General features: G+C 73.1%; 15 protein-coding genes and 1 rRNA gene. 4 read left to right on the top strand and 12 right to left on the bottom strand.

From position 1 onward, the window contains the following. Positions 1 to 290 (bottom strand): 16S ribosomal RNA (locus tag ACIQFU_RS21100); the annotation flags it as partial. A gap of 545 nt (positions 291 to 835) precedes the next feature. Here ACIQFU_RS21100 and ACIQFU_RS21095 point away from each other — a divergent pair. Beyond that, a complete protein-coding gene (locus tag ACIQFU_RS21095) occupies positions 836 to 1,285 on the top strand; it encodes a PTS glucose transporter subunit IIA (RefSeq protein WP_402553429.1) in 450 nt (149 codons plus the stop codon). An 88-nt stretch (positions 1,286 to 1,373) separates the two neighbouring features. Further along, positions 1,374 to 3,044: a phosphoenolpyruvate--protein phosphotransferase gene (gene ptsP, locus ACIQFU_RS21090; protein ID WP_402553427.1), complete on the top strand. Its 1,671-nt coding sequence runs from the start codon at positions 1,374 to 1,376 to the stop codon at positions 3,042 to 3,044. A gap of 72 nt (positions 3,045 to 3,116) precedes the next feature. Here ptsP and ACIQFU_RS21085 read toward each other — a convergent pair whose 3' ends face one another. Both ACIQFU_RS21085 and ACIQFU_RS21080 read right to left on the bottom strand, forming a co-directional pair. Further along, on the bottom strand, positions 3,117 to 4,019 hold the full coding sequence (locus ACIQFU_RS21085) for a hypothetical protein (RefSeq protein WP_402553425.1): 903 nt from the start codon (positions 4,017 to 4,019) through the stop codon (positions 3,117 to 3,119). A gap of 121 nt (positions 4,020 to 4,140) precedes the next feature. After that, on the bottom strand, positions 4,141 to 6,117 hold the full coding sequence (locus ACIQFU_RS21080) for an acetoacetate--CoA ligase (RefSeq protein ID WP_402553423.1): 1,977 nt from the start codon (positions 6,115 to 6,117) through the stop codon (positions 4,141 to 4,143). A 214-nt stretch (positions 6,118 to 6,331) separates the two neighbouring features. Here ACIQFU_RS21080 and ACIQFU_RS21075 point away from each other — a divergent pair, with 214 nt between their 5' ends. Continuing rightward, positions 6,332 to 8,710 carry a glycoside hydrolase family 31 protein gene (locus ACIQFU_RS21075; RefSeq protein ID WP_402553421.1) on the top strand — a complete coding sequence of 793 codons (2,379 nt, stop codon included), beginning with the start codon at positions 6,332 to 6,334 and terminating at the stop codon, positions 8,708 to 8,710. Here the strand turns inward: ACIQFU_RS21075 and ACIQFU_RS21070 are convergent. From ACIQFU_RS21070 to ACIQFU_RS21045, 6 genes are all read right to left on the bottom strand, one after another. Beyond that, positions 8,701 to 9,237 carry an NUDIX domain-containing protein gene (locus tag ACIQFU_RS21070; RefSeq protein WP_402553420.1) on the bottom strand — a complete coding sequence of 179 codons (537 nt, stop codon included), beginning with the start codon at positions 9,235 to 9,237 and terminating at the stop codon, positions 8,701 to 8,703. The genes ACIQFU_RS21075 and ACIQFU_RS21070 overlap by 10 nt on opposite strands. 47 nt (positions 9,238 to 9,284) lie before the next feature. After that, positions 9,285 to 10,094, bottom strand: a complete 810-nt coding sequence (locus ACIQFU_RS21065; RefSeq protein WP_402553419.1) for a M15 family metallopeptidase — start codon at positions 10,092 to 10,094, stop codon at positions 9,285 to 9,287. A gap of 165 nt (positions 10,095 to 10,259) precedes the next feature. Further along, on the bottom strand, positions 10,260 to 10,865 hold the full coding sequence (locus ACIQFU_RS21060; RefSeq protein WP_402553417.1) for a GTP-binding protein: 606 nt from the start codon (positions 10,863 to 10,865) through the stop codon (positions 10,260 to 10,262). A 46-nt stretch (positions 10,866 to 10,911) separates the two neighbouring features. Beyond that, a complete protein-coding gene (locus ACIQFU_RS21055) occupies positions 10,912 to 11,307 on the bottom strand; it encodes a DUF742 domain-containing protein (protein WP_402553415.1) in 396 nt (131 codons plus the stop codon). Between the two features lie 10 nt (positions 11,308 to 11,317). Beyond that, entirely contained in the window at positions 11,318 to 11,752 is a 435-nt protein-coding gene (locus tag ACIQFU_RS21050; RefSeq protein ID WP_087810458.1) for a roadblock/LC7 domain-containing protein, read from the bottom strand. Further along, the gene (locus ACIQFU_RS21045) at positions 11,749 to 14,517 is read right to left on the bottom strand and encodes a nitrate- and nitrite sensing domain-containing protein (RefSeq protein WP_402553414.1); all 2,769 of its coding nucleotides are present in this window, start codon (positions 14,515 to 14,517) and stop codon (positions 11,749 to 11,751) included. Before ACIQFU_RS21045 ends, ACIQFU_RS21050 begins: the two co-directional genes overlap by 4 nt. 420 nt (positions 14,518 to 14,937) lie before the next feature. Here ACIQFU_RS21045 and ACIQFU_RS21040 point away from each other — a divergent pair, with 420 nt between their 5' ends. Then, positions 14,938 to 15,468: a hypothetical protein gene (locus tag ACIQFU_RS21040; protein ID WP_402553412.1), complete on the top strand. Its 531-nt coding sequence runs from the start codon at positions 14,938 to 14,940 to the stop codon at positions 15,466 to 15,468. A gap of 125 nt (positions 15,469 to 15,593) precedes the next feature. Here ACIQFU_RS21040 and ACIQFU_RS21035 read toward each other — a convergent pair whose 3' ends face one another. From ACIQFU_RS21035 to ACIQFU_RS21025, 3 genes are all read right to left on the bottom strand, one after another. Continuing rightward, on the bottom strand, positions 15,594 to 20,264 hold the full coding sequence (locus ACIQFU_RS21035) for a hypothetical protein (RefSeq protein WP_402553410.1): 4,671 nt from the start codon (positions 20,262 to 20,264) through the stop codon (positions 15,594 to 15,596). A gap of 76 nt (positions 20,265 to 20,340) precedes the next feature. After that, positions 20,341 to 21,222 (bottom strand): hypothetical protein, encoded by an 882-nt coding sequence (locus tag ACIQFU_RS21030; protein WP_402553408.1) that lies wholly within the window; start codon positions 21,220 to 21,222, stop codon positions 20,341 to 20,343. A gap of 154 nt (positions 21,223 to 21,376) precedes the next feature. Then, on the bottom strand, positions 21,377 to 22,903 hold the full coding sequence (locus ACIQFU_RS21025) for a hypothetical protein (protein ID WP_402553407.1): 1,527 nt from the start codon (positions 22,901 to 22,903) through the stop codon (positions 21,377 to 21,379). Positions 22,904 to 22,922 lie beyond the last annotated feature (19 nt).

Here is a 22,922-nt window from a genome sequence, read left to right as displayed (position 1 = left end):
CAGGCCGGCTACCCGTCGTCGCCTTGGTGAGCCATTACCTCACCAACAAGCTGATAGGCCGCGGGCTCATCCTGCACCGCCGGAGCTTTCGACCCACCAAGATGCCTTGGCAGGTCAGTATCCGGTATTAGACCCCGTTTCCAGGGCTTGTCCCAGAGTGCAGGGCAGATTGCCCACGTGTTACTCACCCGTTCGCCACTAATCCCCACCGAAGTGGTTCATCGTTCGACTTGCATGTGTTAAGCACGCCGCCAGCGTTCGTCCTGAGCCAGGATCAAACTCTCCGTGAATGCTTTACATCACGGGAGCGGAACAGTCGGAGGAATAATCCGACCGTTCACAGCGTCCTCGCTGTTGTGTTACTTCAAAGGAACCTCAACCCGATCAGAGATCCGATCAGGTCGGGGTATCAACATATCTGGCGTTGACTTTTGGCACGCTGTTGAGTTCTCAAGGAACGGACGCTTCCTTTGTACTCACCCTCTCGGGCTTTCCTCCGGGCGCTTCCCTTCGGTGTTTCCAACACTATCAGGCTTTTCCGGTCCCTCTGACCACCGTCCTGCGGACATGCAGAAGGTGATCCGGAGATAGGATCCGATGAGTTGGGTACTGCCGGGGCGAGGACATGGTGCTTCGCATCGCTCAGCCTCAGGCAGGAGTAACGACTGTACACGGGGCCGCTGAACGGGTGCAAATCCGTGGCGAGTGTGGTCTAGACCTCTATTGGGAAGACTCATGCGGAACCGGTACTTCCTATGACATACCCTGCTGCTCAGTGTGCCGTCCGGGACAAGCAGTGACGGCCCGTACAGATCTCCGCCCTGGGAGGCTTCCCATGACCACCGTCTCGTCCCCGCTCGCAGGACGCGCCATCGGCCTGGCCGCCGTGCCCGATCCCGTCTTCTCCGGGGCCATGGTCGGCCCGGGCACCGCCATCGACCCCGTGCGGGAGCCCTCCGAGGCGGTCTCACCGGTCGACGGCGTCATCGTTTCTCTGCACCCGCACGCCTTCGTCGTCGTCGACGACAGCGGGCACGGTGTGCTGACCCATCTCGGCATCGACACCGTGCAGCTCAACGGCGAGGGTTTCGAGCTCCTGGTGAACAAGGGCGACACCGTCGTGCGTGGTCAGGCCGTGGTGCGCTGGGACCCGGCCGCGGTCGAGGCCGCGGGCAAGTCGCCGGTCTGCCCGATCGTGGCACTGGAGGCCACGGCAGAGGCGCTCACCGAACTCCGTGAGGACGGCGACGTGAAGGCCGGCGAGAGTCTCTTCCTCTGGAAGTGACGTCCGCGCCGTCACTTCCGACGGCATGGACGGCTGGTAGGACAACCACCGCGGCGGCGGGACCCGCCGCACTATCGGGACGGGTGAGATGGAGACAACGCTGCGAGGCGTCGGTGTGAGCCACGGTGTGGCGATCGGCGAGGTTCGGCACATGGGCACGGCGGTCCTGGAACCGCCGGCGAAGCAGATCCCGGCCGAGGACGCGGAGCGTGAGCAGGGGCGCGCCCGCAAGGCCGTGGAAGCTGTGGCCGCCGATCTGATGGCGCGCGGCAATCTGGCGGGGGGCGAGGCCCAGGCCGTGCTCGAGGCGCAGGCCATGATGGCCCAGGACCCCGAGCTGATGGCCGACGTCGAGCGGCGGATCACCGTGGGGAGCACGGCCGAGCGCGCGGTGTACGACGCCTTCGCCGCGTACCGCGCCCTGCTGGCCGGTGCCGGTGAGTACCTGGCCGGCCGGGTGGCCGACCTCGACGACGTGCGGAATCGTATCGTCGCCCGTCTGCTCGGGGTGCCGATGCCGGGGGTTCCGGACAGCGACGAGCCGTACGTTCTCATCGCGCGGGATCTGGCGCCGGCCGACACCGCGCTGCTCGACCCGACGCTCGTCCTGGGATTCGTCACCGAGGAGGGTGGGCCGACCAGCCACAGCGCGATTCTCGCGCGGGCGCTCGGTGTGCCCGCCGTGGTCGCCCTGCCGGGTGCCGGCGAGCTTCCCGAGGGCACCGTCGTCGCCGTCGACGGGAGCACCGGGGAGATCTTCGTGAACCCGGGTGAGGAGAAGAAGGCACGGCTGACTGCCGAGGCCGCCGAGCGCAAGGCGGCGCTCGCCGCGGCGACGGGGCCGGGCGCGACCTCGGACGGTCACAAGGTGCCGCTGCTGGCGAACATCGGTGGTCCCGCCGACGTAGCCGCGGCGGTCGAGGCCGGCGCGGAGGGCGTCGGTCTGTTCCGTACCGAGTTCCTCTTCCTGGACGACAGCGAGAACGCGCCGTCGGAGGAGAAGCAGGTCACCGCCTACCGCCAGGTACTGGAGGCGTTCCCGGAGGGCCGCGTCGTCGTGCGGGTGCTGGACGCCGGTGCCGACAAGCCGCTGGACTTCCTCACCCCGGGCGACGAACCGAACCCGGCGCTCGGCGTGCGGGGTCTGCGGACGCTGCTCGACCACCCCGACGTCCTGCGTACGCAGCTGACGGCGCTGGCGAAGGCGGCGGAGGGACTGCCGGTCTACCTCGAGGTCATGGCACCGATGGTGGCGGACCGGGCGGATGCCAAGGCGTTCGCGGACGCCTGCCGCGAGGCCGGGCTGCGTGCGAAGTTCGGCGCGATGGTGGAGATCCCGTCAGCCGCTCTGCGGGCGCGCTCGGTGCTGCAGGAGGTCGAGTTCCTGTCCCTGGGGACGAACGACCTCGCGCAGTACACCTTCGCCGCCGACCGTCAGGTGGGCGCGGTCTCCCGGCTGCAGGACCCGTGGCAGCCTGCGCTGCTCGACCTGGTCGCGCTGTCGGCCGAGGCGGCGAAGGCCGAGGGCAAGAGCTGCGGTGTCTGCGGTGAGGCCGCTTCGGATCCGCTGCTGGCGTGTGTGCTGACCGGTCTCGGTGTCACCTCCCTGTCCATGGGCGCGGCGTCGCTGCCCTATGTGCGGGCGACGCTGGCGAAGTTCACGCTGGCGCAGTGCGAGCGTGCCGCGGCTGCCGCCCGGGCGGCGGACAGCGCCGAAGAGGCGCGGAACGCCGCTCAGGCGGTGCTGTCCGGCGAGTAGCGGCCGGGCGCGGCTGCGGCAGGGGCTGTGGTGCGGGGCGTTCCACCTTCGGGTGGGGCGCCCCGCAGGCGTTCAGTGGTGGTGTCCCGGTGGGAGGCGGTCGTCTCCGAGGTCGGGCGGTGCGCAGTAGTCGACGTTGGATTCCGGGGAGATGAGGTCGCCGGACTCGATGTCGGTGCAGTAGGCGTCGAAGACCTCGGCGGCCGTGAGGGGTTCGAGGCCGTAGCCGCGCAGGCGCCAGCCGTGGATGCGGTCGGGGCCGTCCGGAGGGCTGACGCGCATGACGAGTCCGCCGGGGCTGTGGGTCGCCAGGCCGAGGGCGAGGACGCTGGTGAACTCCAGGGCCTCGGCCTCGTCGAGGTGCGGGGTGCCGTCGCCGTCCTCCTCGACGAGCAGGACGGCGACGAGGGTCTCCTCCGGGTGGCCCTTGACGCTGCAGACCAGGTGCCGGCTGCCCGGCGGGGCCGTTTCGAGGACGCGGTGCAGGAGGCGGTGGGCGCGGGTGAAGGCGGCCCGGCCGAGGTCCTCGCCGCAGGTGGCGCAGCTGCCGAGGGTGGCGAGGAGGGTCGACGTGTACTCCCAGGTGGCCTGGCGGACGGCTTCGTCGACGAGGGCCGGGAGCAGGTCGGTGAGGGACTGGCCCTCGTAGGGCACGGTGGGGCCGTGGGCGGCGAGTTCGGCTGTGAACCGGGCGCGGCTGGCGGAGGCGTCGGCGTCGAGGCCCGCCGCCGTGCAGAAGTCGGCGTACTCCTCGGGGTCGAAGAGCGCGATCGTGGTGTGGGTCCCCTGTGCGGCGCGTGTCTTGAGCAGGGCTTCCACCTGGCGTAGGTAGGCGGTGTGGTCGTGGAAGGTGAAGCTGCGGTAGCGCCGCATGGCGCGGAAGTCGTGTTCGTCGGTGAGCAGGCCGATGGTGCCCGCGATTTCGCGGCGCAGGACGCGTCGCATGGTCTGGTCGGTCTGGTCGGTGTGCGCCATGTTTCCCCCTGTGCATGGTCGATCAATGCTCACTCACAGTAATCGGCGGCACTGACAACGGCGTCGGGCGGGCGCGGGGAGCCGACCGCCGTTCGGGGCGGCCGGCTCGTCGGTGTGCTGGTCAGGCGCGCTTGCGGGCGAGGTCCTCGTAGAAGTGGAGCAGGTCGAGGTTGTCGATGGAGCCGGGGTTGACGGCCTTGTCCAGCGGGGTGCCCTGGAGGAGACGCTTGACCGGGACCTCGATGCGCTTGCCGGTGAGGGTGTGCGGGATGCCGGGGACCTCGATGACCTCGTCGGGGACGTGGCGCGGGGACAGGTTCGCGCGGATCGTCCGCTTGATGCGGTCGAGGAGGGCGTCGTCGAGGGCGGCTCCGGGGGCCAGGTGCACGAAGAGGGGCATCCAGTAGCCGCCGTCGGGCTGTTCGATGCCGATGACGAGGGACTCCCTGATCTCGGGGAGCCGCTCGACGGCTTCGTAGATGTCGGCGGAGCCCATGCGGACACCCTGCCGGTTGAGGGTGGAGTCGGAGCGGCCGTGGATGACGACGGAGCCCCGGGAGGTGAGGGTGATCCAGTCGCCGTGCCGCCAGACGCCGGGATAGGTGTCGAAGTAGCTGTCGTGGTACCGGCTGCCGTCGGGGTCGTTCCAGAAGCGGATCGGCATCGAGGGCATGGGGTTGGTGACGACCAGTTCGCCGACCTCGTCGGTGAGCGGGGCGCCGCTCGGGTCCCAGGACTGGAGGTCGGTGCCGAGTGAGGGTGCCTGGAGTTCGCCGATGTGGACCGGGAGGGTGGGGACGGCGCCGGCGAAGCAGGAGCACACGTCGGTGCCGCCGCTGACGGAGGCGATCCACAGGTCGGCTCCGCTCGCGGCGAACTCGTCGTGCAGCCAGCGGAAGCCGTCGGGCGGGAGTGGGGAGCCGGTGGTGGCGACGCACTGGATCGCGGAGAGGTCCAGGTCGCGGGCCGGGTGGACGTCGGCCTTGCGGCAGGCCATGACGTAGGCGGCGGAGGTGCCGAAGAGGGTGGCGCCGGTGCGTTCCGCGATGCGCCACTGGGCGTCCGTGGCCGGGAAGCCGGGGCTGCCGTCGTAGAGGACGATCGTGGTGCCGGTGAGCAGGCCGGAGACGAGGAAGTTCCACATCATCCAGCCGGTCGAGGTGTACCAGAAGAAGCGGTCCTCGGGACCGAGGTCGCAGTGCAGGCCGAGTTGTTTGAGGTGTTCGACCAGGATGCCGCCCTGGGACTGGACGATGGCCTTGGGCAGGCCGGTGGTGCCGGAGGAGTAGAGGACCCACAGGGGATGGTCGAAGGGCACCGGTTCGAAGACGGGTTCCGTGTCCGCGGCGGTCAGGGTGTCCCAGTCCAGCGCGTGGTCGGGAGCCTCGGTGCCGAGGAGCGGGATGTGGATCACCGCGCGCAGGGTGGGCAGTTCCCGGCGGAGTTCGGCGACGGTGTCGCGACGATCGTGTTCCTTGCCGCCGTAGCGGTAGCCGTCGACGGTGAACAGGACGACGGGTTCGACCTGCTGGAAGCGGTCCAGGACGCTGCGGGCGCCGAAGTCGGGGGCGCAGGAGGTCCAGACGGCGCCCACGGCGGCGGTGGCGAGCAGGGCGACCACGGCCTGCGGGATGTTCGGCAGGTAGCCGCTGACGCGGTCGCCGGGGCGCACGCCGAGGGCGCGCAGTTCGGCGGCGAGCGAACCGACCTGGCGGCGCAGTTCGGTCCAGGTGACGGGGGTCGCCTCGTGGGCTTCGTCGACGTACAGGAGGGCCGGTTCGTCCGCGCGGGTGTCGGCCGCGCGCAGGGCGTGTTCGGCGTAGTTCAGCGTGGCACCGGGGAACCACTGGGCGCCGGGCATGGTCCGGTCACCGAGCACGCGCGCGTAGGGCGTCGAGAAGCGGACGTCGAACCACTCCGTGACGGCCTTCCAGAAGGTGTCCAGGTTCTCGACGGACCAGCGGTGCAGTGCGGCGTACCCGCCCTGGGCGGGGGCTCCGTGGTGCTCGGCCGCCCAGGTCTGGAATTTGGTGATGTGTGCCTGGTCGATGCGTCGTGCATCCGGCTGCCAGAGCGGCTGCGGGTTCTCGGTCGACATGGTGCGGCTCCCGGACTGTGCGCGTCGTGTGCGGCCGCCGCGCACGGGCTGGGGTGTGCGCGTGACGCGGCTGACAGGGACGATGCCACGTGATCGACTTCCGCACCAGGGCGGCGCCCCACACAGTCGGTCACATGAAGATGTGGTCCGGTGGTGGATGAACGGCAGTTGAACGACGCCCGCGCGCGTGGTGGTCGATGGCAGGGTGATCAGCATGGACGGTCGTGACCTGGTGCGTTCGATGAAGGCGGTCGGTTCCGGGGGCGTGGCGCAGGGGTTGCGTACGGTGCGGGCGGCGTGGCGCAGGCGGCGTGCCGATGCCGCCGCGCTGCCGCCGCGGGGTGCGGAGCGGGCGCGGGTGCCGGGGCCGATGCGGGAGGTGGAGCCCGGGCCCGGGGGCGGTGTCGTCCGGTTCGGGCGTTCGGAGCTGCGCGTCCTCGTCGCGGTGAACGGCGCCGTGTTCTGGGGCTGGGACGGGGCCGGGCCGGAGCCTTCGTACGCGCTGGCGGGCCGGTGTCCCGAGCCGGATCCGCGGGCGGTGCTGGAGCCGGACAAGGACGGCGGCTGGCGGGTGGTGGCGGAGCGGGCGACGGTGGCCGTGTCCCGGCACGGCGCGGTCGAGGTCCGCACGCCCGGGGGCGTGGTCCTGCGTCGTGAACTGCCGCCCCGCTGGTGGGAGCCGGTCGACGGCGGGCCGGGCCGCTGGACGCTGCGGTCGCAGGTGGCGGCGGACGCCCGGTTCTTCGGGCTCGGTGGGCGGTCCGTGGGTCCCCGGCTGCGCGACGGCACGTACCGGCTGTGGAACTCCGGTCCCGGGCTGCCGGGCGCCGCCGGCGGGGACGTCGCGTCCGTCACGATGCCGGTGCAGATGGTGGTGGCGGACGCGGGGACGCATCTGGTCTTCCACGACAGTTCGTGGGACGGCACGGTGGACTTGCGGGAGGGCGGGGAAGGAGCCGGGTCGGGGCACGACCGGCCGGGCCGGAGTGTGCTGCGGATGGACGGTGGTCCGCTGCGGTGCTGGGTGATGGTCGGGGCCCCCGCGCGCGTGCTGCTGGCCTGGGCGTCGCTGACGGGCGCGCCCGCGCTGCCACCGGCGTGGGCGCTCGGGCACCAGCACGCGCAGTCCGGTTTCGGCGACGAGCAGGACGTACGGCGGGTCGTGGCAGGTCACCGGGAGCGCGGTCTGCCACTGGACGCGGTCCACCTGGGTGTCGGGCACACCGATGCCCGGCAGGTGTTCACCGTCGACGAGGAGCGGTTCCCGAAGCTGCCCGTGCTCGCCGAGGAGCTGCGCAGGGAGGGGGTGCGGCTGGTGTCGGCGGTCGAGCCGGCGGTTGTGGCCGCGCCGGGCGGCGCCGTGTACGACGGGGGGACGCGCGGGGAGATGTTCGTGCGGGACGCCGCGGGGGTGGTCGTCCGGGGTGTGGGACGGGCCGGGGACGTGGTCTTCCCCGACTTCACGCACGCGCGCGTGCGTGAGTGGTGGGGCGGGCTCTACGAGGAGCGGCTCGGGCAGGGGTTCGCCGGGTTCTGGCCCGACCTGGACGAGCCCGCGTCGTTCGCCGCCTTCGGGGAGCCGACGCTGCCGCGGTCGGCCCGGCACGGCCTGGAGGGCAGGGGCGGTGACCACAGGGAGGCGCACAACGTCTACGCGTTGTGCGTGGCGCGGGCCGGGTACGAGGGCCTGCGGGCGCTGACGCCGGGCGAGCGGCCGTTCGTCGTCTCCCGTTCCGGGTGGGCCGGCCTGCAGCGCTACGGCGGCACGTGGTCCGGGGAGGTGGTGATGGGCTGGGCGGGGCTGCGGGGGTCGCTGGCGCGGGTGATGGGGCTCGGGCTGTGCGGGGTGCCGTATTCGGGGACCGATGTGGGCGGCTCCGAGGGGGCTCCGTCGCCGGAGCTGTATCTGCGGTGGCTCCAGCTGGCCGTCCACCTTCCGCTGTTCCGCACACACGCCGGGCCGCGGGCGGGGAGCCGGGAGCCGTGGGCGTTCGGGAGCGAGGTCCTTGAGCACGCGCGCGTGGTGCTCGTCGAGCGGCGGCGGCTGCTGCCGTACTTCGTGACGCTGGCGCATCTGGCCCGGCGTACGGGTGCTCCGTACGTGCGTCCGCTGTGGTGGCAGGCGCCGGAGGACCGGGCGCTGCGGGACTGCGAGGACGCCTTTCTGCTGGGCGACTGTCTGCTGGTGGCCCCGGTGCTCCGTCCGGGAGCGGACCGGCGGGCGGTGCGGTTGCCCCGGGGGCGCTGGTACGACGTGGCGACGGAGCGGGCGTACGAGGGGCCCGCGCAGGTGCTCGTCGACGCCCCCTTGGCCCGGATTCCGGTTTTCGCGCGCGCGGGAGCGGTGATTCCGGTGCGCGGGGAGGACGGCGCGCCGGAACTGGAGGTGTGGGCGCCCGCGCCGGGGCGGACCGGCGGTGGGCTGGTCGTGCCGGACGCGGGCGACGGCTGGGTGGAACCGGAGATCGAACGGTATGTGTCCCGCTGGGAGGGGCGGCGTGTGGTCGTGGAGCGGGCGGGCGAGGACGGGGCGAGCGAGCCGTCCTGCCCGGTCCGCGTCCGTGGGCTCGCGGAGCGCTCCGCTCAGATGTAGCGGCCCTCGAAGAAGGCCCGTACGGCCCGGGTGTGGAGCGGGAAGGCGAGCTCCTCCGACCTGCGCAGCAGGTGCCATCCCTCGGTCTCGTCCGTGGCGGCGGAGGGCGGCAGGCCCTCGGCAGGGCGCTCGGGCAGCAGTCCGAAGAGCAGCAGATGGCCGTCGGGCGAGCTCATGGCGTCGGCGAGCCGCACGTCGCGGCTCGCCGCGTCGATGCCCGTCTCCTCCTTGAGTTCGCGGACGACGGCCTGCCGCCAGTCCTCCCGGTCGTCGACGTAGCCGCCGGGCAGGGCGACGCCCCCGGGCGCGGGGGTCACGGTGCGGGTGATGACCACCAGGGCGGTGCCCTGGGTGTCGTACACGGGCTGGAGGGCCACCGCGACCGGCAGCGGGTTGCGGTAGGCCACGGTGCCGCACGCGAGGCAGGTGCGGGGCCAGCCGGAGACGCCCTCTCCGTAGGGCGATCCGCAGCTCGAACAATGGGAGCCGGGCGCGGAGTTGGGAACGGAGGTTTCAGTTTCGGACACGCGGCGGACTGTATCCGATCGCGGAGGGGGCGACTCCGGCAGGCCGGTCAGCGACGGCCGGCGAGCGACTTCGCGGAGACGGGGAAGTCGAAGTAGGTGTCCGGGTACGGCTCGGGCTTGTACGTGAAGTGCCACCACTCCTCGGGGAGGTTCACCAGGCCGACGTCCTCCAGGGTGTCCTTGAGCAGCAGCCGGTTGGCGCGCTGGACGCCCTGGATGCGGGGATCGAGGGTGTGCGAGCGGGTGTCGAAGCAGTCGAAGCCGGTGCCCATGTCGACGGAGTTGTCGGGGAAGCGTTCGTCCCGCGGCGCGAAGCAGGGCACCAGGGGCTGTCCGGGGTGGTACGGGCGGGTGGGCTTCGCCGGGAGCCGTACGAGGGTGAGGTCCATGGTCGAGCCGCGGCTGTGGCCGGACTTCTCGGCGATGTAGCCGTCGGCGAACAGACGGGTCTTGTCGACCTCCGGGTAGAACTCGGCCTTCATGTCCTGATCGTCGAGGTCCTCGGCCCAGCGGACGAAGTGGTCGACGGCGCGCTGGGGCCGGTAGCAGTCGTACACCTTGAGGGAGTAGCCCTGGCGCAGCAGTCGGGTCTGCGCGCGGTGGAGGGCCTCGGCAGCGGGACGGGTGAGGATGCACAGGGGCTGCCGGTAGCCGTCGACACGTTCGCCGACGAAGTTGTGCGCGGTGACGTAGCGCATCTCCTCGATGATCGTCGGGTCGACGCTTCGCAGGGCCACGAAGTCCTCCGGGGCCCTCGGTTCGGGCCGTGCCTGCGCGGTGGCGGGGACGGCCGTGACGGCGAGCAGGGCGGCGAAGGCGGTGGCCAGACCGCGGAGCGCGGTGGAGAGTCGTGTCATGTCCCCTGCATTTATCAGGGTTGGGTTCGACGAGGGAAGGGGGTGCTCGGCGCGGGCGTGCGTCGGCGCCCCCTGCCCGTGTCCAACGGGCGGCCCGCCGCCGGCGGGTGCCTGGGCCGGCAGGGGGCGTCGGAGCGGGTGCTCGCCCAGGTCGGGACTGCTCGCTCAGGTGGGGACGGCGCTGCGCCGGTCGGCCGCCTGGGCCATCGCGTGCTGGACGACGCCGATGAGGACCTCCTTGACGGACTCGCGGTCCCGGGCGTCACACGTCACCAGGGGCACGTTCTCGTCGAGATCGAGCGCCTGGCGGACGGTGTCGGTCGGGTAGCGCGCCGATCCCTCGAAGCAGTTGACGCCGACCACGAACGGGATGGAGCGCCGCTCGAAGTAGTCGACGGCGGCGAAGCAGTCCTCCAGGCGCCGGGTGTCGGCCAGCACGACGGCACCCAGCGCGCCCTCGGACAGCTCGTCCCACATGAACCAGAACCGTTCCTGGCCGGGCGTGCCGAAGAGGTACAGCACCAGGTCCTCGCGCAGGGTGATCCGCCCGAAGTCCATGGCCACCGTGGTGGTGTGCTTGCCCTCCACGCCGCTGACGTCGTCGACGGGGCGCCCGGCCTCGGTGAGCAGTTCCTCGGTGCGCAGCGGTCTGATCTCGCTGACCGCGCCGACGAGGGTGGTCTTGCCCACGCCGAATCCGCCGGCCACGAGGATCTTCAACGTGACGGGCTCGACCGGCGGCTTGCCGCGCTGAGAACGCCCGAAGATCATCGATCTCTTCTCCTTAACGTGCCGCCCGACGTGTCCGGGGGCCGGTTCACAGTGCCCTCAACCCGTTGATCACGTCGCGCAGGATGTTCTCGTCCGGCAGCTCGGCCGGGGGCACGGGCCGGTTGACGTGGACGAGTTCGCTGTCCACGAGGTCGCCGACCAGGACCCGCACGACCCCGACGGGAAGGTCGAGTTCGGCGGCCAGTTCGGCGACCGACTGCGGGGTGTCGCGGCACAGGCCGACGATGTCCACGTGCTCCGGGGAGAGGGTGACGTCCGCCTCCGGATCGTCCGCGTGGGGTTCCGTGACGACCACCGCGATCAGGTCGAGGCGGTGCTGGGCGGCGCTGGTGGTGCGGCCGCGCGTCATGGCGTACGGACGGACGACGGGGCCGGCCTCGTCGTCGAACCAGTGGTTTCTTCCCTGACCGTCTGCGCTCATGTCATCCCACTTACCCGCCGGAGGGCAGATCGGTGCGCGGAGCGGTGCCCAGGTGCACGCCGACCCGCTTGACCAGCAGGGTCATCTCGTAGGCGACCTGTCCGACGTCCGAGTCGGCGTCGGACAGGACGGCCAGGCAGCTCCCGTCGCCGGCGGCCGTGACGAAGAGGAAGGCCTCGTCGAGTTCGACAACCGTCTGCCGGACGCTGCCCGCCTCGAAGTGCCGGCCCACGCCCTTGGCGAGGCTGTGGAATCCCGATGCCACGGCGGCCAGGTGCTCGCTGTCCTCCCTGGTGAGGTCCTTGGACACGCCCGTCGCCAGGCCGTCGCCGGACAGGACGACGGCCTTGCGGATGCTCGCGACGCGGTCCACCAGGTCGTCGAGGAGCCAGTTCAGCTCCCCGGACTTGGTCGCGGTGTGGCCGGTCGTCTTCGGTGCGGTCATCGACCGTCCCCCTTAGTCGTTCCTCGTGGTGCTGATGGTGCTGTGCCGCCGGGTGGGTCGTCGTCCGCGGCGTTCTCCTTGCGGCCGCGCTGCCAGCCGCGCTGGAGCGAGGCCATACGGCTGCGTACCTCGTCGGCGTCGCGGTCGGCGGGGTCTGGGGGGCTCTCGGCGGGCGGTTCGGGGCTCTGCCGGAGCTGAGGGGCCAGGCTCGCCTGCCGGACGCGCCGGGGCAGCGCGCCGGGCCCGGCGTTCGCGGCCGGAGCGTCCTCGCGCGCGCGGGGTACGTCGCCGCCGCGCTCGGCGGCGGGGCCCGTTTCGCGGTCGCCGGTGCGGTCTCCCCGGCGGCGGGCGGGCAGGGCCGGGAGCTCGGCCGCCCGGGTCGGGGGTTCGGCCGGGTGCCCGGTCCGGTCCGCTCCGGCCGCGGCCGGCTCGTCGGAGCTGTCCCGGGCGGGCTGTTCGGGGACCGGGCGTCCGTGCGAGCTGACCAGCTTGGGGGTACGCCGGCGCGGCAGCGCGATCGGTGCGTCCGGCCCGGTCCCGTCCTCGGCCGGGTCGTCGCCCTGGCGGGGCTCGGGGCGCCGGCGTCCGGGACGGCGGGCCGCCTGGTCCTCGTCGGCCGCGACCAGTGAGCGGCGCGGGCGGAACAGGCCGCCGCGTTCGCTGTCCTGGTCGTCGAGCACGCCCGGCAGATCGAGGGCGTCGAGGTCGACGGGCGCCTCCAGTTCGACCGGACCGTCCAGCATCGCGGCCGGCCGCTCGGAGAGCCGCACGGGCACGTGGGAGAGGGCGGAACGACGGCTCTCCTCCCCCCGCTCCTTGTCCTTGACGGGCTGGGGGCGGTCGAGGCGGAAGCCGACGCCGTTGGTGTCCGGGGCGTCGTCGGTGAGCAGCGCGTCGGGGACGAAGACGACCGCGGTGGTGCCGCCGTACGGCGAGGGCTGCAGGGACACCCGGACGTTCTGCCGCTGGGCGAGCCGGCTGACGACGAACAGGCCCAGCCGGTCGGTGTCGGACAGCTCGAACTCGGGTGTCTCGGCCAGTCGGAGGTTGGCGTCGAGGAGGGCGTCGGCGGCCATGCCGAGACCCCGGTCGTGGATCTCCAGGGTGAAGCCGTTGGCGACGCGCTCGCCCAGCACCTGGACCGCGGTGTGCGGCGGCGAGAACACCGTGGCGTTCTCCAGGAGTTCGGCCACCAGGTGGGTGAGGTCGGCGACCGCGGGTCCGGTGACGGCGACGCGTGGCAGCCTGCGGACCTCGATGCGCTCGTAGTCCTCGACCTCGGCGACGGCGGCCCGCACCACGTCCATGAGCTGGACGGGCCTGCGCCACTGCCGGGAGGGTGCGGCCCCGGAGAGGATGACCAGGCCCTCGGCGTGCCGGCGCATGCGGGTGGTCAGGTGGTCCAGGCGGAACAGGTCGGCGAGTTCCTCGGTGTCCTCGGTCCTGCGCTCCATGGTGTCGAGCAGGGTGAGCTGCTTGTGCAGCAGCACCTGGCTGCGGCGCGCGAGGTTGACGAAGACCTCGGAGACCCCCGCGCGGAGTTCGGCCTGCTTGACGGCGGCCTCCACGGCGGCGCGCTGGAGGGTGTTGAGGGCCTGGCCGACCTCGCCCATCTCGTTCCTGTCGTACTCGAGGCGTGGCACCTCGGTCTCGACGTCGACCTCCTCCCCCGCCGACAGGCGCCGCATGACGCTGGGCAGGCGGACGCCGGAGGCCTCGTGGGCCTCCAGGCGCAGCTGCTTGAGGTCGCGGATGAGGGAGCGGCCGACGCGCACGGACAGGAAGACTGAGTACAGCAGGGCGATCAGGCCGAGCGCTCCGGCGATGACGGCCTTGGCGATGGTGCTGGTGGCGACGGGGTCGACGCGGTCCTGGTAGCGGTCGGCGGCGCTGTCGTCGAGCTCGCCGAGTTCCTTGAGGACGTTTCCGGCGGCGGTGTCCCAGCTCTGGGCGGTGACTCCGCGCGGCGTGCCGGTGTCGGAGGAGACGGCGGCCTGCTCGGCGACGCGGAGGGGGGCGGAGGAGGCGTTCTTCCAGAAACGCTGGTAGCGGCCCCGTTCGGTGGCGGGCAGCAGCGGCAGGTTGATGTCGTACATCACGGTGCGCTGCGCCACGAGGTCGGAGACGTCGCGGATCTCCGTGCGGGTGAGCCGCCCGGTGACCAGGGCGGAGCCGAGGAGGGCGTCCTCGCGGGAGAGCAGTTCGCGCGCGCGGGAGACGTTGACGAGCGCGCGGTACTGCTTGTCCAGGCCCACGTCGTCGACGACGTCGAGGTTGGCGAGCAGGTCGTGGCACGGGTCGACCAGGCGGTTGTAGAGGCCGAGGGCCTGCGCGCGGTTCACGGTGCCGTCCTCGACGCTGCGGCGCAGGGAGCCGATGCCGTCGAAGGCGTCCAGTACGGCGGTGAGACGTTCCTCCCCGGCCGGGCCGAGGTCGTCCCGCACGCCGGCGTCGGCGGCGTTGCGGCGGATCTCGGCGACGGCCTCGTCGGTGGCGGTGCGGCTGCGCTGCAGGGCGGCGAGTCCGTCGGAGGCCCGCGGGTCGGCGAGGTGGACGAGGGTCTGGCGGCGTTCCTGCTGGAGGACGCGGACGGTGTCCTCGACCGGGTAGCCGATCTCCTCGACGACGGTCGAGACGCTGAACAGCTGCGCCGCCTCACGTCCCGTCAGTACCGTGGCGAAGGCCCAGATCGCGGTGAGGGACAGCAGCGGCACGAGGAGCAGCGCCACGATCTTCCGGCGGATCGATTTCCCGCGAAAGCGCATGGCCTCCCCCAGCTCGACCCCCGACGGCGGGGGTACACATGTGCGTCAACAAACGGCGCGAGCCTACTACTGACGCACAGGTAACTCGAAGACCCATCCGGAGGCCGAACTTCCGTACCTCGGGTCGGCGATGGTCAGTTGTCCGGTCATTGCGGGAGATTGCGCCCCGGGATCGGCCGGCGGATGTGAGGCCGTCGTTCCGGTGTGACGGGCGGATTGGCCGAAATTCTTCGACTGTGCGGGATTCCCGGGAATCTTGGGTACCCGTTGTTCGTCCTTCACTACGGGAAATGAAGGCGGAATCGGCCACAGGAGCCGCATCCCGCCCCCGGGTGGCGTAAAGCGGCGCAAGCCGGGCAGCCAGAGGGGAGCCGTGTCCCGGGGACACGGGCGAGCTGTCTGCCGGCGGTGGGGAGAGACATGGCGATGGGCACGGCGGAGCGGAGCGGTGCTCCGGAGGGTGGTGCGGCCGAGGTGACCGCGGCGGTGACCTCGAACGCATCGGATCGCGACATCCGGGCGGCCGGGCGGGACACGGGCACGGGTGAACGGCAGTCGGGGTACCGGCCGTTGTGGCGTGAGGAGCCCGCGCGGCGTCGAAGGATGCCGGATCCGGTGCGTACGGCGGCCGTGCGCGCGGTTCTCGTCGTCGCCGTGACGCTGATACTGGCGATGGTGGCCTTCCTGTGCACGCTGGCGGAGTCCTGGCTGGCGTTCCCGATGGTGCTCGCGAGTGTCGCGGGCACGGTGGTGGCCACCTGGGGCGTGCTGGACGTGTGGGTGACGCGGCAGGTGTGGAATCAGCGGCACGGTGTGGTGTCGGTGCCGAGCAGTACCGCGCGGGCCATGCGCCGTGAGCGTCGCCGGGCACGGCGGCAGGCCCGGGCCGCCGAGGGGAGCCGGGAGCGGATAGGCCGCCGGGGTGGCGCGGGCCAGCTGTCGCATCCCTGAGCGGCCGGACGACGGCCCCGGCGCCCGCGACGTGCCCGACGGCCGCGACGTGAACGCACTCGGCCTGCTCGCCGCACGATCGTTCTCCGACTCGGCTCCGACGCGGACTCCGGCTCGCCGGCCGGCTACGCGGGCGACTGTGCGGGGCGTTTGAACATGCGGGTCGCCGTGATCTCGCTGTGGACCGCCTCGCCCTCTCCCTCGACGGCCGGGGCGGGCTGGGGCAGGCCCGGCCTCAGGTGCTCCTCCACGCTGATGTACTTCAGGCCCGCCCTGAGGTCCGCGTCGTTGCGCAGCCGGATGACCAGCGGGAACTCGGCCAGGGCGGTCGTGTCGAACAGGCCGGTGGTGTAGAGGAGCTGGACGCCGAGCGCGTCGGACACGGCCCGCTGGAGCTCCAGCAGGTAGGTGGCGTTGGCGCGACCGATGGGATTGTCGAGGAACAGCGTCCCGGCGTGGCGGTGCCGGTCGCGACCGCGGTCGTTGCTGCGCAGCGCGGCCATCGTGCAGTACAGGGCGATGGCGGCGGTGAGCAGCTGGCCGCCGGAGAAGACGTCGCCCATCTGTCCGACGGGGACGCGTTCGGCGCGCAGTACGGCGTCGGGCTTGAGGATCTCGACGGCGACTCCCTTGGGCTGCAGGGCGGCGGCGACTCCCCGCAGCAGCAGGGACATGCCGTCGCGGCGCAGGTCGGAGTTCTTCTTCACGGCGGCGCGGGTGGCCTCGTCGACGACCTCGCCGAGCCGCTCGGTGAGGGTGGCCTGGTCGGGTTCCTCGAAGCGGATGCGCAGGAACTCCTGGCCGGACCACTCACCCAGTCCTTCGGGCAGGCGGGAGAGCCGCTGGGCGGAGCGGAGGGTGGCGAGGGCGGACTCGACCAGTCCGCGCAGCCGGTCCACGATCGAGTCGCGGTTGCGCTCCAGCTGGGCCAGCTCGTCGGTGAGGACGCGCAGTCGGGGCGCGAAGGCGTCGGCCCACTTGGCGGCGTGTTCGGGCAGCGCGGCGGCGGGCAGTTCGCGGATCTGCTGGCGGGCGGGGGTGCGGACCTGCTCGTAGCGGGTGGAGTTGGCGTGCCGGACCAGGACGTCGCTCGCCTCGCGCACGGCGGCCTCGGCGGCTGACAGGTCGGCGGCGCAGCCGCGCAGCGAGCGGCGGGCCTCGGCGGCGGCCCTGCGAGCCTCCTCCAGGTCGCCGGCGTAGGGCTCGGGCTCTTCCTGCTCCTCCTCGGGCGCGTGGTCGCGCAGCAGGTCGCGGAGCATGGCGGCGATCTCTTCGAAGCCGCCCGCCGCGTCCTCGGCGGCGCGGTGCGCGTCGAGCAGTTCGGCGTGGGCCTCGCGGGCCTGGGCGAGCGCCTCAGTGCGGGAGGCGAGTTCGGCGGTCGCCGTGCGCAGCAGGGTCTGGGCGTGCTCGGTGTCGCGCGGCTGGAGCTCGTCGGGGAGGTCGGTGTGGGTGTCGCCGTCCTCGGGCGCGTGCCGTTCGGCCTCGCCGCGCAGCCGGCCGAGCTGTTCGCTCGCGCTGGACATGCGGGTCTCCAGGAGCTGCACCAGTTCCTCGGCACGGGCGGCGGCGGCCTGCCGGGAGGGCCCGTCGGAGCCGTCGGGCGACTCCAGGAGCTGTCCGGCGCGGGTGCGGACCTTGTTGCTGAGCCGGTCGAGATCCGCGCGGGCCGCGCTCTCGTCGCTCTCCGCGCGGGCCTGTTCGGCGCGCAGGTCGGCGCCGACGCCGACCTTCTCGTACACCTGGGAGGCGGCGCGGTAGGCCTCGCGGAGGTCGGGCAGGGACGCCTTCGCCTTCGGCGCCTGCGCGCCGTCCCCGGGTGCCTCGTCCGGTACGTCGTCGGGGGCGCCGGCGATCTCGGAGCGCTCGGCGCGCAGGGCACGGGCGGTGCGGCGGGCGTCGTCGGCGGCGCGCTGCGCGGCACGCCGGTCCTCGTCGGCGGCGCGGGCCCGCTCCAGGCAGATCTGGGCGCGGGCCTCGGCCTCGGCGCCCTCGTCGGCCAGTTCACGGACCCGAACCTGCCAGCCGGCGCGTTCGCGCAGCCGGAAGGCGAGTCCGGCGAGGGCGTCGGCGGCGCGCCGGGCCTTCTGCGCGGCCTCCTGCCGCTCGTCCCGCAGGTGGACAGCCTCGGCGGCGCTCTCGTCGGCCTCGGCGCGCAGGGTGCGGGCCTCGGTCAGCTCGGCCTCGGTCTCCTCGGCGAAGGCGCGGGCCTCCTCGGCGGTGCGGGCCAGCTCCGCGAGGCGTCCGGCGGGGCAGCCGGTGCGCCAGGAGGCGAGCCTCGCCGCCAGCTCACGGTCCTTGCCGAGGCGGGCGGCGAGGGTGCGGATCTCCTCGTCCCGCTCGCCGGCCCGCGCGCGCAGCGCGTGCCGCTCCTCGTCGGCGGCCTGCTCGTCGTGCATGGCCGGGTTCGGCGGTACGAGGAAGACGTCGCCGGTGCCGGACTCGGGGGCCGGGGTCGGGGCGAGCAGGGCGGCGGCGGTGCCGACTGCGACGGCGGAGCGCGGCAGCAGGGCCGCGTCGCCGAGGACCTCGCGGGCGCGGGTGTGCGAGTCGGGGTCGGTGATGATCACGCCGTCGACCAGCTCGGGGCGGGCGGCCAGCACGCGCGCGTGGTCGGCCGGGTCGACGGCCTGGGCGAGGTAACGCCAGCCGGGCAGGGCGGGGATGCCGTGCTCGCCGAGGAACTCGACGGTGGCCAGCACGTCCGGTCCCGGGGGCAGGAGTCCGCCGTCGCCGAGCGCGCCGATGATGCGGGAGTCGTCGGCGGCGGCGGTGCGCAGCTCGAACAGCTGGCGTTCGGCGGAGGAGACGGTGTCGTCGAGCAGTTCGCGCAGTTCGTCGGCGAAGCGGTCGAGTTCCCCGGGAGTCAGGGCGCCGTCCGGTGTGGTGGGAGCGGCGGTCCGGTCGTCGCGGTCGGCGTCCCGGCGGGGCTGGGGAATGCCCGGTCGGGTCCCGGCGGCCAGGCCGAGCAGCTCCGCGAGCCGTTCCTCCGCGGCCAGTGCCTCGGCGGTGCGCCGCTCGCCCTCGTGGGCGCGCTCGGCGGCGGTGGCCGCGTCCGCCGCGCGGGCCGCGGTCAGTTCGGCGCGGCTCTCGGCGCCGGCGGCCTCACGGGCGTGCTCGGTGGCCCGGCGGGCCGCCTCGCGGGCGGTGTCCCAGGCGGCGACGGTGGTCTTCTCCGCGTCGCTGGCCGCGAGGGCGGCGCGGGCCGGGTCGGCGTCGGGCGCGCTGTCGTCCAGCCAGCCGGCACGGACGGCCTCGGCGGTCTCCTGCTCCACCTCGGTGAGGCGCTGGCGCAGGTGCCCGGCCTCGCTGCGGGCGCGCTGGGCCTCGGTGGCGGCGGTGGTGGAGTCCCGGTGGGCGGCGTCGCTGACCTCCTGGAGGGCGGCGGACCTCGCCTCCTCCTCGTTGGCGTGGTGCTCGGCCTTGCCGGCCGCCGCGTGCAGGGCGCGGACGAGGTCGACGGCGGCCTTGGTGCGGGCGGCGAGGGCGGGGGCCGCGTCCCGTTCGGCCTCCTGGATGGCGGCGGAGACGCGGGCGACGCGGTCGGCGGCGGCCCGGTGGCGCAGGACGGCCTCGGCGGCCTGCCAGGCGGAGTGCAGGGTGCGGGCTTCGGCCAGTTCGCGCTTCTGCGCGGCGGCGGCCTTCTCGGCGCCGGTCAGGGCCAGCGAGGCGTGCCGGTAGGCGAGTTCGGCGGCGACGAGAGCGCTGCGGTCCCGGGCGGACTCGGCGTGGGTGACGGCGTACGCGGCGGCCGTGACCCGCTGGGCGAGGTCGCCCGCGCGCACCCGTTCCTGTGCGCCGCGGGCGGAGAGGCGGCGGGCCAGGTTCCTGGTGCGGCGTTCGGCGGCGGTATGGATGTCCCGCGCGCGGGTGCGCGCCTCGGCGGCCTCGACGATCCGGCCGAGGAGGTCGACGGACCCGGCGGTGAAGTCGCGTTCGGCGATCAGCTCGGCGCGCCGGCCCAGCTTGTTGCCGAAACCGCCGACCAGGTCGGCGAGTCCGTCGGTGTCGCGGGTGTCGGTGACGGCCCGCAGCAGCAGGTCGGTGAAGTCGGAGTCCTTCTTGACCGCGAAGAGTCCGGCGGCCTCGCCCTCGTCGGCGTTCATCTCGCGCTGGTAGCGGAAGAGTTCGGGGTCGAGTCCGAGGTCGCCGAGGTGCTCGTTCCAGCGGTCGTGGATCTCCTCCCAGTGGACCTCCAGATGCGGGTAGGCCTTGCCGGCCTCGGTGAGCGCGTCGCGGAAGCCCTTCATGGTGCGCCGCCTGCCCTGCGCTCCGGAGGCGCCCTCGACGGGCGGGCGCACGGCGGTGGCCTCGGCGACCGGCAGGTTGTCCAGGGTCAGTCCGGGGCCCGGCCGGAAGGAGTACCAGGCCTCGGCGAACTTCCGCGGGTCGCCCGAGACCTGCCGCCCCCGCCATTCGCTGACCTTGCCGACGACGACGCACTCGCCGGTCTGCACGTGCTGCCACTCCAGCGCCACGTGTCCGCAGTCGTCGGCGAGCAGGAACTTGCGCAGCACGCCGGAGCTGGCGCCGCCCAGGGTGTTGCGGTGGCCCGGCAGCATCACCGAGAAGATCAGCTTGAGGAGCACGGACTTGCCGCCGCCGTTCTCCAGGAAGAGCACGCCCGCGGGCGCGGGCCGGCGCGGCGGACCGACGGGCTCCTCCTCGAAGAACTCCGCCTGCGTGGGCGCGGGGTCGGGCACGGGTTCGCCCACACCGCGCAGGTCAAGCACGGTGTCGGCGTAGCGCGCACCGGCGGGTCCGATGGAGTAGAGGCGGACCCGGGACAGCTCGTACATGGCGGACTCTCGTAAGTCTTCGGGAAGTCGGGGACGTTCGGGTGCGGGATGCGGGCTCGGGGTTCGGGTGCGGGTGTCAGGAGGAGTGGAAGGGCAGGCCGGCGTCGGCGACCAGGTCCAGGTCGTCCGTCTCCTCGGCGGGCAGCAGCGTGGCGGTGCCGTCGGTGACCGGTACGACGCCCAGGTCGAGGAGCTCCGTCAGGGCGGCGCTGCCCGCCATGTCGCGCACCTGGAGCTGGTAGCGGGCCGTCGTGCGGTAGGTGCCGCCGTGGTCGTCGCCGGTGCGCTGGAGGAAGCCGGACTCGGTGAGGAACGCGGCGGCCTTGCCGACGATGCCGGTGGTAGAGCCCGGGAGTCTGCGCGCGTCCTTGGTGGCGCCGGTCGCGCTGCGCCTGACCCAGATCCGCCAGGCGGCCTCCAGCCCCGGGGCGTCGGTGGCCGGGTCGGTGTTCTCGCCCTGCTCCTCGGCCCGCTCCTCGAGCCTTCGGCAGGCCTGGCGGACGAACGCGTCCACGCCGTTGACCGTGACGCGGCCGATGTAGCCGTCGTCGGCGAGGTCCTCGGGACGCGGGTAGGCCATGGCGGCGACGGCGAGGTGGGCGAGGCCGTGCAGGAAGCGGTCGCCGGAGTCGGTGGCGGCGCGACGCGCGTAGTCGCCCATGCGGACGGCGAACACGGAGTCCTCGGCGGCGGTCACGGCCATGCCGGCGCGCGGGGAGACCTCCAGGACGATCAGCCCCAGGCCGGCCGCCACGGCGTCGGCGAGCCGCGCGAAGGGCGGGTCCTCGCGGTGGCGGCGCAGCAGGTCCGCGTACTCCTGGTCGCGGGCGGGCAGCAGTTTGGGCTGGAGGCCGAAGGCGACGAGCCGCGCCGCGTCGGCGGCGTCGGCGGGCGTGACGGCCGCGGTGGCCGGCGCGGCACCCGCCTCCGGTTCGCTCCGGTCGACGTGCTCGGTCACGGTCGGTACTCCTCGCTGTGCTGGTGCTGGTGCTGGGGTTGGCGTTGGGGTTGGTGGTGGGTGATGCGGAGCCGCGCGGGGTGCTTGGACCGGTGAAGTGCCGGGCGGTGGGAGGCGTGACGGGCCGGGCCGGAGCGGTGGTGCGGGCCGGTCGTCATGCCGCCTCCGTCCGGTCCGCGGCCATTCCCGCCGCGTCCAGCAGCGCCGTGCCGACGATGAGGTCGGCGCCGCCGAACTCGGGGTCGTCCAGCTCGGTGCCGTCGTCCACGGCGAACAGCAGTTTCGGCTCGCCCTGGCGGTAGGCGGTGCCGACCGGCGGGCTGGCCGCGTGGACGGCGAGCAGGGCGACGAGGTACGGCAGTTCGGCGTCGCGGGCGCGGGCGTCGGCCAGCAGCCCCGAGAGCCGGCGAGGGGCGTCGTGCGGCAGGTCGAGCAGCTCCATGGCCGCGGCGAGCTGCTCCTCGCTGAAGCGGCTGTCGTCCGGGGTGGCGATCAGGTCGGGTTCCGGCATCTCGGCACCCAGGTGCTCCCGCTCCACCGGCGGCGTGAGGAGTATGTCGACGAGGTCGCCGACCCGGACGGAGACGGGCGTGCGCAGCCCGGTGCCACGGGCGAAGAAGGCGTCGGTGACGCGGAGCGCCCGCTCCACGGGCAACGGCAGGACGGGGGCGACGAGATGGCCGTACAGGTCCAGGCCGGAGGTCGTGAGCGGGGTGGCGAAGGCCTGCCGGTCCTGCTCGGCGCGGAAGAGCGGGCCGGCCTCCAGGAGGCGGGACTGGAGCTGGGTGTGGCGGCGGATGCAGTCCTTGACGATGTCGACCAGCTCGGCGGCGCGGCGCTTGTGCTCGGCGTCCTCGGTCTCGTCGCGGGCCTTGCGGATGTTGGTGAGGATCGCGTTCTCGTGCCGGTACCGGTCGGCGACGTGGTCCAGGGCCTCGGCGATCATGTCGGGGACGGCACTGAGCCAGTCGACCGCCCGGACGTTGCGCCGGGTGGCGTCCAGGGTGCGGCGCAGGGTCTCGGAGTACTGCACGGTCCGGTACCGGGCCTGTTCGGCGGCGAGCTGGGCGTCGGCGAGGCGGCCGCGGCTGATCAGCACCTCCAGCTTGACCTCGGCGGCGATCTGGGCGCTGGTGACGTCGGTGTCCAGGGCGCCGACGAGGACGTTGACCGCTTCGTCGGTGGTGCGCAGGTAGACGGTGCCGCCGGGGCCGGGGACCTCTTCGAGCAGCTTGAAGTCGTAGTCGCGGCGGACGTAGGTGCCGTCGGGGCCGAAGGTGCCGTACACCGCGCGGAAGCCGCGGTCGACACTGCCGACGTTGATCAGGTTCTCCAGGACCCAGCGGGCCACCCGCTCGTGCTCGGCGACGGGGCGGCGCGGGGCCTGGGCGGCGACGCGCGGGATGAGCCTGGCCACTATCTGGTCGTGGTCGGCGCCGGTGTCGAAGTCCATGTTCAGGGTGACGAGGTCGATGGCGGCGAGGGCGACCTCCGCCATGCCGTAGACCGAGTACTCGCCGGCGAGGTTGGCCTTGCGTGCGTCGAGGTCGTGCAGCGGCGCAGTGCAGGCGAGCGCCCGCAGCCGCCGCGCCAGCCCCTCGTCGGCGGCCGGGCCCGGGGCGGGGCGCGGCCCCGCGCTGAGCTGGGGCGGAACGCTGTCCGTCGATGCAGGCGAAGTCACGGTGCACAGACTAGGTCCT

The organism is Streptomyces sp. NPDC093065 (assembly GCF_044754585.1).
GTDB lineage: Bacteria > Actinomycetota > Actinomycetes > Streptomycetales > Streptomycetaceae > Streptomyces.
This window is presented reverse-complemented; position numbering and strand designations above follow the sequence as displayed.

What these genes read in the sequence shown, in the direction of transcription:
- ACIQFU_RS21095 (WP_402553429.1), top strand. Translation starts at nt 836, where the DNA reads ATGACCACCGTCTCGTCCCCGCTCGCAGGACGCGCCATCGGCCTGGCC.
- ACIQFU_RS21085 (WP_402553425.1), bottom strand. Translation starts at nt 4,019, where the DNA reads ATGGCGCACACCGACCAGACCGACCAGACCATGCGACGCGTCCTGCGC.
- ACIQFU_RS21045 (WP_402553414.1), bottom strand. Translation starts at nt 14,517, where the DNA reads ATGCGCTTTCGCGGGAAATCGATCCGCCGGAAGATCGTGGCGCTGCTC.
- ACIQFU_RS21040 (WP_402553412.1), top strand. Translation starts at nt 14,938, where the DNA reads ATGGCGATGGGCACGGCGGAGCGGAGCGGTGCTCCGGAGGGTGGTGCG.
- ptsP (WP_402553427.1), top strand. Translation starts at nt 1,374, where the DNA reads ATGGAGACAACGCTGCGAGGCGTCGGTGTGAGCCACGGTGTGGCGATC.
- ACIQFU_RS21035 (WP_402553410.1), bottom strand. Translation starts at nt 20,264, where the DNA reads ATGTACGAGCTGTCCCGGGTCCGCCTCTACTCCATCGGACCCGCCGGT.
- ACIQFU_RS21055 (WP_402553415.1), bottom strand. Translation starts at nt 11,307, where the DNA reads ATGAGCGCAGACGGTCAGGGAAGAAACCACTGGTTCGACGACGAGGCC.
- ACIQFU_RS21060 (WP_402553417.1), bottom strand. Translation starts at nt 10,865, where the DNA reads ATGATCTTCGGGCGTTCTCAGCGCGGCAAGCCGCCGGTCGAGCCCGTC.
- ACIQFU_RS21075 (WP_402553421.1), top strand. Translation starts at nt 6,332, where the DNA reads ATGGACGGTCGTGACCTGGTGCGTTCGATGAAGGCGGTCGGTTCCGGG.
- ACIQFU_RS21065 (WP_402553419.1), bottom strand. Translation starts at nt 10,094, where the DNA reads ATGACACGACTCTCCACCGCGCTCCGCGGTCTGGCCACCGCCTTCGCC.
- ACIQFU_RS21080 (WP_402553423.1), bottom strand. Translation starts at nt 6,117, where the DNA reads ATGTCGACCGAGAACCCGCAGCCGCTCTGGCAGCCGGATGCACGACGC.
- ACIQFU_RS21050 (WP_087810458.1), bottom strand. Translation starts at nt 11,752, where the DNA reads ATGACCGCACCGAAGACGACCGGCCACACCGCGACCAAGTCCGGGGAG.